The organism is Streptomyces sp. NPDC045846, from assembly GCF_056431605.1.
On sequence record NZ_JBWKKJ010000007.1, the window covers coordinates 203,193 to 218,001 of the forward strand.

At 71.7% G+C, this 14,809-nt stretch carries 15 protein-coding genes and 1 pseudogene; 7 read left to right on the plus strand and 9 right to left on the minus strand.

Annotation, left to right across the window (positions count from 1 at the left end; translation table 11 throughout):
- Positions 1–297 precede the first annotated feature (297 nt).
- The gene (locus tag AC07F3_RS21165; protein WP_479116015.1) at positions 298–1,227 is read right to left on the minus strand and encodes an NYN domain-containing protein; all 930 of its coding nucleotides are present in this window, start codon (positions 1,225–1,227) and stop codon (positions 298–300) included.
- Positions 1,228–1,503: 276 nt separating this feature from the next.
- Between AC07F3_RS21165 and AC07F3_RS21170 the strand changes: the two genes are divergently transcribed.
- The gene (locus AC07F3_RS21170) at positions 1,504–1,656 is read left to right on the plus strand and encodes a hypothetical protein (RefSeq protein WP_479116016.1); all 153 of its coding nucleotides are present in this window, start codon (positions 1,504–1,506) and stop codon (positions 1,654–1,656) included.
- Between the two features lie 105 nt (positions 1,657–1,761).
- Here AC07F3_RS21170 and AC07F3_RS21175 read toward each other — a convergent pair whose 3' ends face one another.
- From AC07F3_RS21175 to AC07F3_RS21185, 3 genes are all read right to left on the minus strand, one after another.
- A complete protein-coding gene (locus AC07F3_RS21175; protein ID WP_479116017.1) occupies positions 1,762–2,367 on the minus strand; it encodes a MarC family protein in 606 nt (201 codons plus the stop codon).
- Positions 2,368–2,530: 163 nt separating this feature from the next.
- The gene (locus AC07F3_RS21180; protein WP_479116018.1) at positions 2,531–3,397 is read right to left on the minus strand and encodes a PHP domain-containing protein; all 867 of its coding nucleotides are present in this window, start codon (positions 3,395–3,397) and stop codon (positions 2,531–2,533) included.
- Between the two features lie 94 nt (positions 3,398–3,491).
- Positions 3,492–4,130 carry a DUF6758 family protein gene (locus tag AC07F3_RS21185; protein WP_114038896.1) on the minus strand — a complete coding sequence of 213 codons (639 nt, stop codon included), beginning with the start codon at positions 4,128–4,130 and terminating at the stop codon, positions 3,492–3,494.
- Between the two features lie 231 nt (positions 4,131–4,361).
- On the opposite strand from AC07F3_RS21185, the pseudogene AC07F3_RS21190 reads away from it, so the two are divergent.
- Positions 4,362–5,601: pseudogene (locus tag AC07F3_RS21190) on the plus strand (MFS transporter).
- A 72-nt stretch (positions 5,602–5,673) separates the two neighbouring features.
- On the opposite strand, the gene AC07F3_RS21195 reads toward AC07F3_RS21190, so the two are convergent.
- A complete protein-coding gene (locus AC07F3_RS21195; RefSeq protein WP_479116019.1) occupies positions 5,674–6,258 on the minus strand; it encodes a suppressor of fused domain protein in 585 nt (194 codons plus the stop codon).
- A 476-nt stretch (positions 6,259–6,734) separates the two neighbouring features.
- Between AC07F3_RS21195 and AC07F3_RS21200 the strand changes: the two genes are divergently transcribed.
- Positions 6,735–7,859: a magnesium and cobalt transport protein CorA gene (locus AC07F3_RS21200; RefSeq protein ID WP_479116020.1), complete on the plus strand. Its 1,125-nt coding sequence runs from the start codon at positions 6,735–6,737 to the stop codon at positions 7,857–7,859.
- 4 nt (positions 7,860–7,863) lie between these two features.
- On the opposite strand, the gene AC07F3_RS21205 is transcribed toward AC07F3_RS21200, so the two are convergent.
- Positions 7,864–8,766 carry a DMT family transporter gene (locus tag AC07F3_RS21205; RefSeq protein WP_479116021.1) on the minus strand — a complete coding sequence of 301 codons (903 nt, stop codon included), beginning with the start codon at positions 8,764–8,766 and terminating at the stop codon, positions 7,864–7,866.
- Positions 8,767–8,834: 68 nt separating this feature from the next.
- Between AC07F3_RS21205 and AC07F3_RS21210 the strand changes: the two genes are divergently transcribed.
- Positions 8,835–9,344, plus strand: coding sequence for a hypothetical protein (locus tag AC07F3_RS21210; protein ID WP_479116022.1), 510 nt, complete (start codon positions 8,835–8,837; stop codon positions 9,342–9,344).
- 19 nt (positions 9,345–9,363) lie between these two features.
- Here the strand turns inward: AC07F3_RS21210 and AC07F3_RS21215 are convergent, their stop codons facing one another.
- Positions 9,364–10,119, minus strand: coding sequence for a hypothetical protein (locus AC07F3_RS21215; RefSeq protein WP_479116023.1), 756 nt, complete (start codon positions 10,117–10,119; stop codon positions 9,364–9,366).
- A gap of 192 nt (positions 10,120–10,311) precedes the next feature.
- Here AC07F3_RS21215 and AC07F3_RS21220 point away from each other — a divergent pair, with 192 nt between their 5' ends.
- Genes AC07F3_RS21220 through AC07F3_RS21230 form a run of 3 tightly spaced genes read left to right on the plus strand, consistent with a single transcriptional unit; the run spans position 10,312 to position 13,329 of the window.
- Positions 10,312–11,589 (plus strand): magnesium transporter MgtE N-terminal domain-containing protein, encoded by a 1,278-nt coding sequence (locus tag AC07F3_RS21220; RefSeq protein ID WP_469835142.1) that lies wholly within the window; start codon positions 10,312–10,314, stop codon positions 11,587–11,589.
- Positions 11,576–12,151 carry a DUF1003 domain-containing protein gene (locus tag AC07F3_RS21225; RefSeq protein ID WP_479116024.1) on the plus strand — a complete coding sequence of 192 codons (576 nt, stop codon included), beginning with the start codon at positions 11,576–11,578 and terminating at the stop codon, positions 12,149–12,151. Before AC07F3_RS21220 ends, AC07F3_RS21225 begins: the two co-directional genes overlap by 14 nt.
- A 44-nt stretch (positions 12,152–12,195) precedes the next feature.
- Positions 12,196–13,329 (plus strand): Mrp/NBP35 family ATP-binding protein, encoded by a 1,134-nt coding sequence (locus AC07F3_RS21230; protein WP_479116025.1) that lies wholly within the window; start codon positions 12,196–12,198, stop codon positions 13,327–13,329.
- A 140-nt stretch (positions 13,330–13,469) separates the two neighbouring features.
- Here AC07F3_RS21230 and AC07F3_RS21235 read toward each other — a convergent pair whose 3' ends face one another.
- Together AC07F3_RS21235 and AC07F3_RS21240 are read right to left on the minus strand one after the other, a co-directional pair.
- The gene (locus AC07F3_RS21235) at positions 13,470–14,156 is read right to left on the minus strand and encodes a hypothetical protein (protein ID WP_479116026.1); all 687 of its coding nucleotides are present in this window, start codon (positions 14,154–14,156) and stop codon (positions 13,470–13,472) included.
- Between the two features lie 132 nt (positions 14,157–14,288).
- Complete coding sequence (locus AC07F3_RS21240; protein ID WP_479116027.1) at positions 14,289–14,738, minus strand: sec-independent translocase; 450 nt, start codon at positions 14,736–14,738, stop codon at positions 14,289–14,291.
- Positions 14,739–14,809 lie beyond the last annotated feature (71 nt).

Sequence of the window (14,809 nt, forward strand, 5' to 3'; positions counted from 1 at the left end):
GCGCAGTTCCCCGCGCCCCTAGGGGGCTCCGAAGCCCCGCACCCACAGCGACCGCCTCCTCCAAGGGGGCGCGAGGAACTGCGCGAACAACCACCGACAACCGCCAGCCAACAAAACCACCAGACCACCCCAAGGGGCGCGGGGAACTGCGCGAACAACCGCCCACAACCCGCACACGATCAACCCCCAGGTAACCCCCAAAGGGGCGCGGGGAACTGCGCGAGCAACCACGGACGACCGTCAGCCGACCAACCACAGCCCGACCCCAAAAAGTGCGGGCGGGAAGGGCGCAGAGCCTCAGTACTGGGACTGCAAGTGCTGCCAGAACCCGTCGCGCAGGGACCGCCGCAGATCCGCGTGCCCGCGCAAGGAGTACTGGAGAAGCCGCTCCGCCTCGATGAGGAGGTCCTGGTCGACGGACCCGGGCAGATAGGGGTGGCCGGGCAGCAGATCGGCGAGCGCGGCCCGCCCCCGCTCGGAGAGCCACGTCGCGGCGATCCGCGCCCCGACGAACCGCACGTCCTCCCGGCTCGGCGCCGGCCCCTCGTGCTCGTACATCGTGACCGGCCGCCGCGTGACGTACGGCTTGCAGAAGTCCAGGTCGAAGGTGCGCTGGCTGTCGACCTCCCAGAGCAGCGGCTCGGCCTGGTTGCGCCCCTCGGCGGCCTCGATGCCCCAGAGGTGGACGCGCGCGCCGTACCCCTGCGCGGCCTCGACCGCCGAGACGAGGTCCTCGTCGCCGCCGATCAGCGCCGCGTCGCTGATGGCGCGGTGGCGGGCCAGTGACTCCAGGTCGGAGCGGATCAGGGAGTCGACGCCCTTCTGCTGGTTGTTGGCGTTGAGGTTGCCGAGCCGGACCTTGACGTCGGGGAGCTCGGCGATCGACTGCTGTTCGGGGGTGTGGATGCGGCGGCGGGCGCCGTCGTACCAGTAGACGCGGAGCAACCGGCTGTCCGCGAAGATCGTGCGCGCCTTGTCGATGAAGGCCTCGATGAGCCCCTCGGCGTCGAGGTCGAAGGAGCGGCGGTCCTCGGTGCCGGTGACGAGGAGGCCGGCGGCGGCGTAGACGTAACCCGCGTCGACGAAGATCGCGTGGGTGGAGGGCGTCTTCGCGACTTCGGCGAGCATGCGCTGGAGCAGCTCGTTGGCGCGGTCCAGCTTGCGGTCCAGCTGGGCGGCGAGGTCGTGGGGCGTCTGCGCCGACTGGGATTCCTGGGAGTCGTCCATACGCTTTCCATTGTCCGCGTCGTGACGCACGGGGCACAACCGGGCACGTCCGGTCGCCGTGGGTGGCCGATCCTTAGCGAATCGAAAAATTTCCTTAGCGTAGGGAATGTTTGCTGGAGGCAACCCGTTGATCCCTACGGAACGCGTTGCACAGGAGCCACGCAATCCACACTTAACGGGTGGGCAACCACCCCGACGCCTCGCGGGCGCAGGCTGTTTCCCAGCCCCCCGCACCAGTAGTTCTCCTAGCAGGAGGATCAGACGAAGGGAGAAGCCATGCGCTTCGAAATCATGCGCCTGGACGACGTCGACGGTACGGCCGTTGACAGCACCGTCGTGGACGCCGCCTCCGTCAACCGGATTGTGCAGCAGGCCGCCGCAATGGGTCAGCGCATCTACATCCGCCCGGCCGTCTCCGCGGCCTCGTAACGCGTTAGAAGGAGTGCCCCCGCGAGCCGGTCGAACGGCCGCGGGTGCCGTATGTGAAGCGCCCCCGTACCGATGGGTACGGGGGCGCTTCGGCGTGCCGGGGCCTCAGTTGGCGTGGATCACCTGGGTGATGCCGTTGATGATCTGCTGCACCGCGAGGGCCGAGAGCATCATGCCCGCGAGCCGGGTGACCAGGACGACGCCGCCGTCCTTGATGACGCGGATGATCAGCAGCGAGTACCGCATGGTCACGTACAGCACGAGGTGGATGGCGATGATCGCCGCCCAGACCGAGACCTGCCCGGACACCGTGTCGTGGTTCTGGACGGCGAGGATCACCTGGACGATCGCGCCGGGCCCGGCGAGCAGCGGCATGCCGAGCGGCACCAGCGCGACGTTGACGTCCTTGGTCTGCTTCGGCTCGTCGGTCTTGCCGGTGAGCAGGTCGAGCGCGATCAGGAGCAGCAGCAGACCTCCCGCGATCATCAGCGCGGGGACGTCGATGTGCAGATAGCTGAGGATCTGGTGGCCGACGAGGCCGAAGAGCGTGATCACTCCGAGCGCGACGGCGGCGGCCTGCCAGGCCATCCTGCGCTGGACCTTGGCGGCACGGCCCGCGGTCAGCGCGAGGAAGATCGGCGTGATCCCGGGGGGATCCATGATGACGAACAGGGTGAGGAAGAGGGAGCCGAAGACGGCAGCGTCGAACACGGTGAGCCTTGCGAGGTGAGGGACGTACGGAAGTGAGCTGGGCCGCTGCTGCGCGGGTCAGCCGGGACCGGCCCCCTGCGCCGCGCGGACAGGCCCGTGCGGCGTTCGGGGAGCGGGGATGCGGGGGCGGGGCCCCCGGGTGATCGGGAGAGGCGGGCTCCCCCTACGAGCGGCCGTCTCCGCCCGCACCCGGCACGGGGAAGGCCCCCGTGGCGCGGCGGGTGATCTCGCCGTAGATCTCGGGATCGGTCGTGCACTGCCCGAGCCGTACGGGCTTGCGGCTGCCGTGGTAGTCGCTGGAGCCCGTGGTCAGCAGCCCCAGGTCGGCCGCGAGCGCGCGCAGCCGCGCGCGGGTGGGGGCGTCGTGGTCGGTGTGGTCGACCTCGATGCCGTCGAGGCCGGCGGCGGCCAGTTCGGCTATCGCGGACTCGGGCACGACCCGGCCGCGCCGGTGGGCGAGCGGGTGGGCGAAGACGGTGACGCCGCCCGCCGCCTTGACGAGCCGGATCGCGTCGAACGGGTCGAGCTCGTGCTTGCCGACGTAGGCGCGGCCGCCGTCGGCGAGCCAGTCGGGCACGAAGGCGTCGGAGACGGAGCCGACGACGCCGAGTTCGACGAGCGCCTCGGCGACGTGGGGGCGGCCGACCGAGCCGTCGCCCGCGATGCGGGCGACCTGCTCCCAGGTGACGGGCACGCCGAGTTCCCGGAGCTTGGTGACCATGCCCCGGGCGCGCGGCACCCGGTCGTCCCGCACCAGCTCGCGCTCGCGCAGGAGCTCGGGCTCCTCGGGGTCGAAGAGGTAGGCCAGCATGTGCAGGCCGATGCCGTCGATGCGGCAGGAGAGTTCGGCGCCGGTGACCAGGGTGAGCCCGGCGGGCAGCGCGGCGACGGCCTCGGCGTACCCGCGGGTGGTGTCGTGGTCGGTCAGCGCGACGACGTCGAGCCCGGCGGCGGCCGCGTTGCGGACCAGCTCGGCCGGGGTGTCCGTACCGTCCGAAGCCGTGGAGTGGGTGTGCAGATCGATGCGCACGACGCGTACTCCAGGGCATAAGGGGCGGATCAGGGGACGGTCAAGGATAACCGGCCGGACGCTCTTCCCCGTCCGTCCCCGGCCGGGGCCCCGATCAGGACAGGATGCGGGGGGTGAGCGCGCCGCAGGGCACCAGTTCCACCTCGGCGCCCGCGTCGCGCAGATCGGTCAGGACGAGCTCGTCGTACATGAGCAGTCCGGACTGCTCGGGCCACACGATCGCCCACAGCCACAGCCCGCGCGCCTCCCCCGCGAAGACGGCGCGGTCGTCCGGGGTCCGGGTGACGTGCCACAGCGGGGTGGGCCGGCCGGCCGCGAGGACCTTGGTGTGCGGGGGTTTGTCGACGCTCATGAACGGGCCGGGGTCGGGCCCGTCGATGCCCGCGTACCGCGCGCCGAGCCCCACGCCCAGCTCCTCCGCGACCAGGATCAGCTCCCCGATGCCGCCGAGCGGGCCGGGGCCGGAGCAGGCCACCGCGGTCGCGCGGCCGCCGCTGCGGTCGTCACCCGCGTACCCCACGCCCGTGAACAGCCAGCCGACCGGCAGCGGCCAGGGCATCCACACCGGCACCTGCGCCCGGCGCACGACGACCTCCAGGGCCTCGACACTGGGCGGAACCACCGGTTGCAGCGGATACACGGGGCCGTGCACGTCGCACTGCCAGGTGTCGGCAAAGAGACCGGGCGCCCTGACCCGGCCTCCGCACTTCGGGCAACTGGGTTCGCCCCTCATAGAGCCCCACGGTCCTCCCCGGTCGTCGCCCCGTCAAGGACGATCACCCGTCCGGAGTGCGCCCCGCCCGTCGTCCGCGGCCGGGGACGGCATGCGGCGCGGGCCCGGAAGGCCGATGGAACGCCCTCCGGAAAAGTAGTTTCATCTTGCATTCATTAGCCTGGCTAAGTTATTGTGTGTATCACGCAACGATCTGGTGCCACAGTCATCCACCGGGAAACGGGAGCAGCCATGCGGCAAGGAAAGGACCCCCTCGACGACGGCGCAGGAGCCGGCGGCCTGCTGCGTCAGCCCAAGGCGGTCTGGGCGACCGCGGGCGCGTCCGTCGTCGCCTTCATGGGCATCGGCCTGGTCGACCCGATCCTGCCGTCCATCGCCAAGGGCCTGGACGCCACCCCAGCCAGGTGTCCCTGCTCTTCACCTCGTACTTCCTGATCACCGCGGTCGCGATGCTCGTCACCGGCTTCGTCTCCAGCCGGATCGGCGGCAAGAAGACGCTGCTCGCGGGGCTCGCCCTGGTGGTCGTCTTCGCGGCGCTCGCGGGCACCTCGAACTCGGTCGGCGAACTCGTCGGCTTCCGGGCGGGCTGGGGGCTCGGCAACGCGCTGTTCGTCTCCACCGCGCTCGCCGTCATCGTCGGCGCGGCGGCGGGCGGCAGCGCCGCGGCGATCCTGCTGTACGAGTCCGCGCTCGGCCTCGGCATGGCGTGCGGCCCGCTGCTCGGCGCGATCCTCGGCGACATGAAGTGGCGCTACCCCTTCTTCGGCACCGCCGCCCTCATGGCGATCGGCTTCGTCGCGATCACGGCGTTCCTCAAGGAACAGCCCAGGCCCGCCCGCAGGACCTCGCTGCTCGACCCGCTCAGGGCGCTGGGCCACGGCGGCCTCGCCTCGGCGCGGCGTCCGCCTTCTTCTACAACTACGCGTTCTTCACGGTGCTCGCCTTCACCCCGTTCGTGCTGAACATGTCGCCGTACAAGTCGGGCGGCGTCTTCTTCGCCTGGGGCGTGCTGCTCGCGGTGTTCTCGGTGCTCGTCGCGCCCCGGCTCCAGGAGCGGTTCGGCTCGCTGAAGGTGCTCGGCGGATCGCTCGTGCTGCTCGCCGCGGACCTGCTCGTGCTGGGCTACGGCAATCACACCACGGCGGTCGCCGCGACCATCGCCTCCGGCTCGTTCATCGGCCTCAACAACACCGTGTACACCGAGCTGGCCCTCGGCGTATCGGACGCGCCCCGGCCGGTGGCGAGCGCGGGCTACAACTTCGTGCGCTGGTTCGCGGCGGCCGCGGCCCCCTACTTCGCGCCGAAGATCGAGGAGTGGAGCGACATCCACGTCCCGTTCGTGGTCGCGGCCGTGGCGGCGGTGCTCGGCGCGGTGATCGTGTGGGTCCGCCGCGCCTCGCTCGTCCACGAGGCGGTCGAGCTCCAGCCCGCGCACGCCACCGAGGACGGGGTGTCGGCCTTCGCCGACTAGGCCCGGGCCGCCAACTCCCTTGTACGCGCCCCTGGTTCGGGTCAGACCGACACCGGGGGCGCCGAGGCCGTGCTAGTCGAGCGCCACGGACCTGCGCAGCGGATCGCGCAGGTCGGTGCCGCCGGACAGCCAACGCTCGTGCAGCGCCTCGGCGCCGCGGACCCGCTTCCAGGCGGCCTCGTTGGTGGTCATCGGCAGCAGCGGCAGGAAGCGGACCGGGTCCATCGGGGCGTCGAGCTCCAGGTCCTCGACCAGGCCGCCCGGCTCGGCGACCAGGACCGAGGTGAACGGGGCGCCCGGCCACAGCGGTTCGCCGGTGTCGAGCGAGGCCCCGGGGGCCACCACGAGGCCCTCCACCTGCGGGGAGGCGGCCAGCACGGCGAGCGGACGGAGCGCCTTGTCGGTGTCGGCGAGCCCGGCGCGCACGGACAGGACCAGCTCGGCCCGCGGGCCCTTCACCGGGTCGGCGAGCGCGGAGGTGGGGTCGGCCATCGGCTGAGCGGACATGCCGAGAGTCGCGTACCGGACGATGTCACCCTCGGAGAACCGCAGCACCTCGATGCGGTCGGTACCGAGGAAGGTGACCGCGGCGCGCGCGTCCGGCTCACCGAGCGCGGTGTGCAGACGGGCCTCGACGAGCGCAAGAACATCAACCATGGGGCGAGCATAGAAGGCGTATGCAAGCGGCAAAGCCGGGGCTTGACGCAAGAGTGGGCTGATAGTCTTGGCCGCTGTTCGGGACAGCAGGAAGTTCCCCACGGGGGACCGGCTGGAGGAGGTGGGGCTGCGATGGATCGAAGTCGGCCTGGCAGTACCAACCGCTCTTCCGCGCGCCTGCGTTGTTCCCGGTGATCTGAGACCCTCCCTACCCGGCCCCCGGCCCGGAAAACACCCGCGTCTCAAGGCGTCTCGCCCAACGGAAGAGCACCTCACGTCGTCCGTCCGTTTCAGTAGCGAACGCCGTCTCGCGTGCCCCTGTGGTGCCGCCCGCTGTGCGAACGTGTGCGATCGATGCCGTTCGGGGCCGATTCGTCCCCTTGGCTCCTTTCGTCGCAGCACGTCCCCTGTTCCAGGTTCTCGGGCAGTTCCAGAGCGTCACGCCCCCGACGGCCCCTCCGTGAAGGAGTCCTGCCATGTCGATGATCCGTGACCTGCGTGCCGTGGTCCGCCCCGCGCTGCGCAAGACCAGCGCCCCGTACAACGGCTACGACACCACCCGCGACCCCTCGGCCAGCAGCGCCGTCGTCGACTGCGCGGTCTACCGCGACGGGCGGCGCGTGCGGTTGGGCGAGGACACCGGCTGCCTGACGCCCCGGGAGGCCATGCGGCGGGCGCGCGAGGGCGGGGGGTTCGTGTGGATCGGCCTGCACGAGCCGACCGAGGCCGAATTCGCCGGTATCGCGGCCGAGTTCGGGCTGCACCCGCTCGCCGTGGAGGACGCCGTCCACGCCCACCAGCGGCCGAAGCTGGAGCGCTACGACGACACCCTGTTCACCGTCTTCAAGACCATCCACTACGTCGAGCACGCCGAGCTCACCGCGACCAGCGAGGTCGTGGAGACCGGCGAGGTGATGTGCTTCACCGGGCGGGACTTCGTCATCACCGTCCGGCACGGCGGCCAGGGCTCGCTGCGCGCGCTGCGCAAGCGCCTCCAGGACGACCCGGAGCTCCTGGCCAAGGGGCCCTCCGCCGTCCTGCACGCCATCGCCGACCAGGTCGTCGACGGCTACCTCGCGGTCGTGGACGCGGTGCAGGACGACATCGACGAGGTCGAGATCGAGGTGTTCTCGGCGCCGGCCAAGGGCAGCCCGCGCGGTGTGGACGCGGGCCGGATCTACCAACTCAAGCGCGAGGTACTGGAGTTCAAGCGCGCGGTCTCGCCGCTCCTGCGTCCCATGCAGCTGCTCAGCGAGCGGCCGATGCGGCTGGTGGACCCCGACATCCAGAAGTACTTCCGGGACGTCGCCGACCACCTCGCCCGGGTGCAGGAGCAGGTCGTCGGCTTCGACGAGCTGCTCAACTCCATCCTCCAGGCCAACCTCGCCCAGGCCTCCGTCGCCCAGAACGAGGACATGCGCAAGATCACGTCCTGGGCGGCGATCATCGCCGTACCGACGATGGTGTGCGGTGTGTACGGCATGAACTTCGACAACATGCCCGAGCTGCACTGGAAGTACGGCTACCCGATCTCGATGGGCATGGTGGCCGTGGTCTGCCTCGGCATCCACCGCATCCTGAAGCGCAACGGCTGGCTCTGAGGGCTCACTCGGCCCGGTTCGCCCGCACCACCAGGGCGAGCCCGGCCAGGATCACGACCAGCGCCGGGTAGGCGAGCACCGGGGGCCGCTGACCGAGCCAGAGCGCGGCGATGAGCGCGGCGCCGGGGGTTTCGAGCAGGATCGCCGTGGCGGTGACGGACGGGCCGAGGCTCGCCACCACCCGGTTGAGCAGCGAGTGGCCGAGCAGCTGGGCGGCGAGCGTGAGCACCGCCAGCTTCAGCCAGGTCGTCCCGTCGTACGCGGTGAGTTCGGCCCCGCTGACGAGCGCCGCCACCAGGAGCCCGGCGGCGGCCGTTCCGTAGCAGAGGTAGGTGTACGGGACGGTGGCGACGCTCTTGCGGACCTCGGCGCCGAGCAGCACGTACCCGGCGGCCGCGATGCCGCCGCCGAGCGCGAGCGCGTCGCCCGCCAGGGCGCGCGGCGACAGGGTGAGGTCGACGCCGGTGAGCAGGACGACGCCGGTGCAGGCGGCCAGGGTGCCCGCCCACACCAGGCCCGGCGTGCGGTGGCCGCGCAGGCGCAGCGCGATCGTCGTCCATATCGGGGTGGTGGTGCACAGCGCCGTCGACGAGGCGACCGACGTCATGCTCAGGCTCGGCAGCCACAGCCCGAAGTGCAGCGCGAGCAGACCGCCCGCGCCGAGGGTGAGCCCCACCTCGCGGCGGGTGAGCGCGCGCAGCCGGGCCCGGTGCCTGAACCAGGCCACCGGGGTCAGCGCGCCGACCGCGAGGGCGTTGCGCCAGAAGGCGATGGCCAGCGCGGGCGCGGCGGTGGCCGCGATCAGCGGCGCGGACAGCGAGACGCTGGCGAGGGCGACGACGAGCAGCGCGACGTCGACGCGGGGAACGGCCGCGACGGCGGGCGCGGGCGAGGTGGCAGTGGTCACGGCCGCAGCGTAAGGGGCATGCGCGAATTACGGAACTGACTATTCCCCGGGGCCTCTAGGGTGGTGGCATGACGCAGACGTTGCTCGACCAGGCCCTTGTCGAGGAGGCCACCAAGAAGTCCGGGCTCATCTGGGTGCGCGGCACCGGGGTGGCCGAGCGGGCCCTGTGGCACGTGTGGCTCGACGGCGCCGCCCACGTCGTGGGCGGCGGCCCGGGCGAGCAGCCGCTCGACGGGCTCGTGGACGGTGGCACCGCGCAGGTGACGGTCCGCTCCAAGGACAAGGGCGGGCGCCTGGTGGCGTGGACCGCCGCGGTCTCCGAGATCCCCGCGGGCGGCGAGGCGTGGGAGGCGGCGGTCGCCGAGCTGAAGGGCAAGCGCCTCAACGCCCCGGACGGCGAGGCGATGCCCGCGCGCTGGGCGCGCGAGTGCCGGCTGCTGCGCCTGACCCCGGCCGGCCCGCTCGGCGCGGCCCCCGAAGGATCGCTGGCCGCGCCCCCGGTGGCGACCCCGGCCACGACACGGCACCCGGTGCCCGCGGCCCTGCCCAGCCTGCTGTTCCGGCGCAAGCGGCGCTGAAGCGCGGCCGCGCCCCGGGTCAGGTCTTGGGGAGCTGCTGGCCGTAGTCCACGGTGTCGCCCTTGGCCGGGGGCGCGAGCGGGAAGTCCTTGTTCCAGTCGGCCAGTTCGAGGACGCCCGCCCCGCCGGCCCGCTCGAAACGCAGCGGGTAGGGCGTGCCCTGGAGGGCGACGTCGAGGGTGCCGCCCTCGCCGTCCCTGCCCGCCGCGATCCGTACCGTACGGACCTTGCCGACCTCGGACCGGTCGCCCTTGGACAGTGCGCCCTGGAGCCCGAGCATGCCCTTGAGCAGCACCGACTTCTCGGTGAACCCGCGCAGTTGCTGGTAGGCCGGATCCCCCGAGGGCACCTTGACGTACTTGTCGTCGAGCTTGCCCGCCGCCGAGGCCGCGCCGCCCGAGCCGCCGGAGTCGCTGTGCGACCAGAACCCCGCGTCGGCCTTGAGGAACAGGTCGTCCCCCACCCGCAGCAGCCCGAAGGTGCTCTTCTGCGAGGTGACCGTGCCCGTACCGCCGCTGCCCTTCAGCTTCATGTCGATCTTGTACGAGCCGCCCTTGCTGACCAGCGTCCCCGACAGCCGCACCGCGTCGGCCCCGTCGGCCGCGGTGCGCGCCTTGTTCTCGATCTCGGTCGCGGACAGTTTGCCGACGCCGTTGGTCCCCTCGTCCGGGTCCGAACCGCAGGCGGTGAGTGCCGCGGCGAGCCCCGCGCACAGCGCGACGGGCAGAGCGGCCCGACGGGCCCGTACCCGCACGGGCAGGAGGGATGAGGTCACCGGCGCACTGCCTCTCACACGGATGTAGGGGGTCGGCAGTCCGCACCCTACCCGCAGTGTCTAGGCTGCTCGGCAGAGCGCCGGACGGACGCCCCGCAAGGGCGTACCTCCTCGGCGGCGGCTAGCCTGAAACCCTTGTCCCGCGCCGATGTCGGTGGTGCGGAGCAACCCTGATCAGAAGGAGGCGCTCGGATGGCGGCAGGCGCCCCCCGGGTCTTCGTCTCGCACCTCTCCGGCGTCGCCGTCTTCGACCCCAACGGCGACCAGGTCGGCCGGGTGCGGGACCTGGTGGCGATGTTGCGGGTCGGCCGCAGGCCTCCCCGGCTGCTCGGCATCGTCGTCGAGGTGGCCGGCCGCAGGCTGATCTTCCTGCCCATGACCCGGGTCACCGGGGTGGAGTCGGGCCAGGTCATCACGACCGGCGTCGTCAACCTGCGCCGCTTCGAGCAGCGCCCCACCGAGCGCCTCGTGCTCGGCGAGCTGCTCGACCGCCGGGTCACCCTCGTCGAGGACGGCGAGCAGGTGACCGTCCTCGACGTCGCCATCCAGCAGCTTCCGGCCCGCCGCGACTGGGAGATCGACAAGGTCTTCGTCCGCCGGGGCAAGTCGGGCGCGCTGCGCCGCAAGGGCGAGACGCTGACCGTCGAGTGGTCGGCCGTCACCGGGTTCTCCCTGGAGGAGCACGGCCAGGGCGCCGAGAACCTGGTCGCCACCTTCGAGCAGCTGCGCCCCGCCGACCTGGCCAACGTGATGCACCACCTGTCGCCCAAACGGCGTGCCGAGGTGGCCGCGGCCCTGGACGACGACCGGCTGGCCGACGTCCTGGAGGAGCTGCCCGACGACGACCAGGTGGAGATCCTCGGCAAGCTGAAGGACGAGCGGGCCGCCGACGTCCTGGAGGCGATGGACCCGGACGACGCCGCCGACCTGCTCTCCGAGCTGCCCGAGGAGGACAAGGAGCGGCTGCTCACGCTGATGCAGCCGGACGACGCGGCCGACGTGCGCCGCCTCCTGTCGTACGAGGAGCGCACCGCGGGCGGTCTGATGACCACCGAGCCGATCGTGCTGCGTCCGGACGCCACGGTCGCCGACGCCCTGGCCCGGGTGCGCCAGCAGGACCTCTCCCCCGCGCTCGCCGCCCAGGTGTACGTGTGCCGGCCGCCGGACGAGACGCCGACCGGCAAGTACCTGGGCACGGTGCACTTCCAGCGGCTGCTGCGGGAGCCGCCGTTCGCGCTGGTCTCCTCGGTGGTGGACAGCGATCTGAAGCCGCTGCCGCCGAACGCCTCGCTGCCGTCGGTGACCAGCTTCCTCGCGGCGTACAACATGGTCGCCGCGCCCGTGGTGGACGAGAGCGGCTCGCTGCTCGGCGCCGTGACCGTCGACGACGTGCTCGACCACCTGCTGCCGGACGACTGGCGCGAGACGGAGTTCCACGGGCCGGAGGGGGTACCGGATGGGCGGCACTGACCGGACGGAGGAGCGCACCCGGGCGAGCGGCGCGAGCGCGCTGCCGCGCGGCCGCACCCGGCTCGACCAGCCGCGCGCGCCGCGCGTGAGGCTGCTCCCGGAGTGGGACCCCGAGGCGTTCGGCCGGTTCAGCGAGCGGATCGCCCGTTTCCTGGGCACCGGGCGGTTCATCGTCTGGATGACCCTGATCATCATCCTGTGGGTCGCCTGGAACATCTTCGCGCCGAGCAATCTGCGCTTCGACAACTACCCGTTCATCTTCCTCACGCTCGCCCTGTCGCTCCAGGCCTCGTACGCGGCCCCGCTGATCCTGCTGGCGCAGAACCGGCAGGACGACCGCGACCGCGTCACCCACGAGCAGGACCGCAAGCAGAACGAGCGGTCCATCGCCGACACCGAGTACCTCACCCGGGAAATCGCGGCGCTCAGGATGGGCCTCGGCGAGGTGGCCACCCGCGACTGGATCCGCTCCGAACTCCAGGACCTGGTCAAGGAGATGGAGGAGCGGCGGAACCTATTCCCGCCGGAGCGCTCCTACGGACGTGACGAAGGCGACCGCTGACAGGGCTTTCCGTACGGTGCGGTAGGCGCCGTACCATCGACCGTATGGCTACGGAAGACGCGGTGCTTGAGGCACTGGCGACGGTGAACGACCCCGAGATCCACCGACCGATCACTGAACTCGGCATGGTCAAATCGGTCGAGATCGGCACGGACGGGGCGGTCGCCGTCACGGTGTACCTGACCGTCTCCGGCTGCCCGATGCGCGAGACCATCACCAAGAACGTGACGGACGCGGTCGAGCGGGTCGAGGGCGTCAGCCGCGTCGACGTGACGCTCGACGTGATGAGCGACGAGCAGCGCAAGGAGCTCGCGGCCTCGCTGCGCGGGGGCACCGCCGAGCGCGAGGTGCCCTTCGCCAAGCCCGGGTCGCTGACCCGCGTCTACGCGGTCGCCTCCGGCAAGGGCGGCGTCGGCAAGTCCTCGGTGACGGTGAACCTGGCGGCCGCGATGGCGGCGGACGGGCTGAAGGTCGGTGTCGTGGACGCCGACATCTACGGCCACTCCGTGCCCCGCATGCTGGGCGCCGACGGCAAGCCCACCCAGGTCGAGAACATGATCATGCCGCCGTCCGCGAACGGCGTGAAGGTCATCTCCATCGGCATGTTCACGCCGGGCAACGCGCCCGTCGTGTGGCGCGGCCCCATGCTGCACCGCGCCCTCCAGCAGTTCCTCGCCGACGTGTACTGGGGCGACCTGGACGTGCTGCTGCTCGACCTGCCGCCGGGCACCGGCGACATCGCGATCTCGGTTGCGCAGCTGGTCCCCAACGCCGAGATCCTCGTCGTGACCACCCCGCAGCAGGCCGCGGCCGAGGTCGCCGAGCGCGCCGGGTCCATCGCCGTGCAGACCCACCAGAAGATCGTCGGCGTGGTCGAGAACATGGCCGGGCTGCCCTGCCCGCACTGCGACGAGATGGTCGACGTGTTCGGCACGGGCGGCGGCCAGAAGGTCGCCGACGGTCTGACGAAGACGACCGGCGCCACCGTGCCGGTGCTGGGCTCCATCCCGATCGACGTCCGCCTGCGCGAGGGCGGCGACGACGGCCGCCCGGTCGTCCTGTCCAACCCGGACTCCCCCGCCGGCGCGGCCCTGCGCGCCATCGCGGGCAAGCTGGGCGGCCGCGCCCGCGGCCTGTCGGGCATGTCGCTCGGGATCACCCCGCGCAACAAGTTCTAGCCCGCCCACAGCACGCGTAAGGGGCGCCCGCCACTGCGGGCGCCCCTTACGCGTGTGCGCATCGGCTTACGCCGCCGTCATGGGCCGCGCATACCGCCGTCGGCCGGGGCCGGATGCTTCGCGCGGCCGCCCGTCCGCCCTCACGCGTACGAGGCGATGTCCTTGACCACCGAGAAGCCGAGCCCGTACGCGCTCAGGCCGCGCCCGTACGCTCCCAGGTGCACGCCGCCCTGCGCCGAGCCGGCCAGGATCCAGCCGAACTCGGACTCGCGGTAGTGGAAGTCGGTCGGCACGCCGTCGACGGGGAGCGAGAGGGTCGACCAGTCGGAGCCGTCCAGGTCGTCGGCGAGCTCCCATGCCGTCTCGGTCTGCTGGTCCAGCCACTCGCCGCGCCGCACGTGGTCCATCTGCGCGGGCCAGGTGAAGGCCAGCAGCCCCGAGCCCGCGAGCCAGGCCGCCGAGGAGACCGAGGTGGCCTCCAGGACGCCCGTGCCGTCGCCGCTGCGGCGCACCGGGTTCGCCGGGATGCTCACGACCACCGCGAACCGGTCCCGGTCGGCCCCGGTCTTCGCCGCCGCCTCGGGCCGTATCGACGGCTCGTCGCCGTGGCCGATCGAGCCGTGCTGGACGGTGCCGTCGGCGGCCAGCGCCACCTGCATCAGCCAGCGCGGCCCGGTGAACGCCTCGTCGAGGCCGTACCAGGGGAAGGGCGCGCGCAGATAGCCGTCGACCGTACGCCGGGCCGCCGGCACTCCCTCCGGTGTGGACTGGGTGCCCTCGGGCGCCCCTTGAGGGGACTGCCCCGCTACCCGGCTTGTCGTCTCCATCTGCCCGGCCGCCTCCTAGATCAGTAGCGTCCGGAGCGGCCCGCCCCCCTCGGGCGTCCTGGCTGCCGGACAGATGGAGGATAGCCACCTCGGCGCGGCTCGCCGGAAAAGCGCATGTGGGATTGGCGTGTATCAGGTGGCGTCGGCGTCGAACGGGGGGCGCTCACCCGGCGCCAGCTGCTCGCGCTTCTTCAGCAGGTCGGGGGTGGCCCCCGAGCCGTTCACCGAGCCGTTGGCGGCGGTGGTGGCGGCCGATTCGCGGCCGTGCACGGCGTCCGCGACCTCTTCCATGTCCTTGCGGAGGTCGAAGCTGTTGCGGATCTCCTTGAGCCCCAGGTCGTCGTTGTCCATGAGCTGCTTGCGGACGAACGTCTTGGGGTTGAGGTCCTCGAACTCGAAGTCCTTGAACTCCGGACCGAGCTCCGCCCGGATGTCCTGCTTGGCGCTCTCGGAGAAGCTCCGCACCTTGCGGATCATGTTCGAGACGTCCTGGATCAGCTTGGGCAGCTTGTCCGGGCCGAAGATGAGCACAGCGAGGACCACGAGTGTGACCAGCTCCATGGGCCCGATGTCGTTGAACACCCGCTGCTCCTCGTGTTCTCAGTGCTCGCGATCTCGGCGCTTGATACTCAGCTCCGCGTCCAGTCATGGAC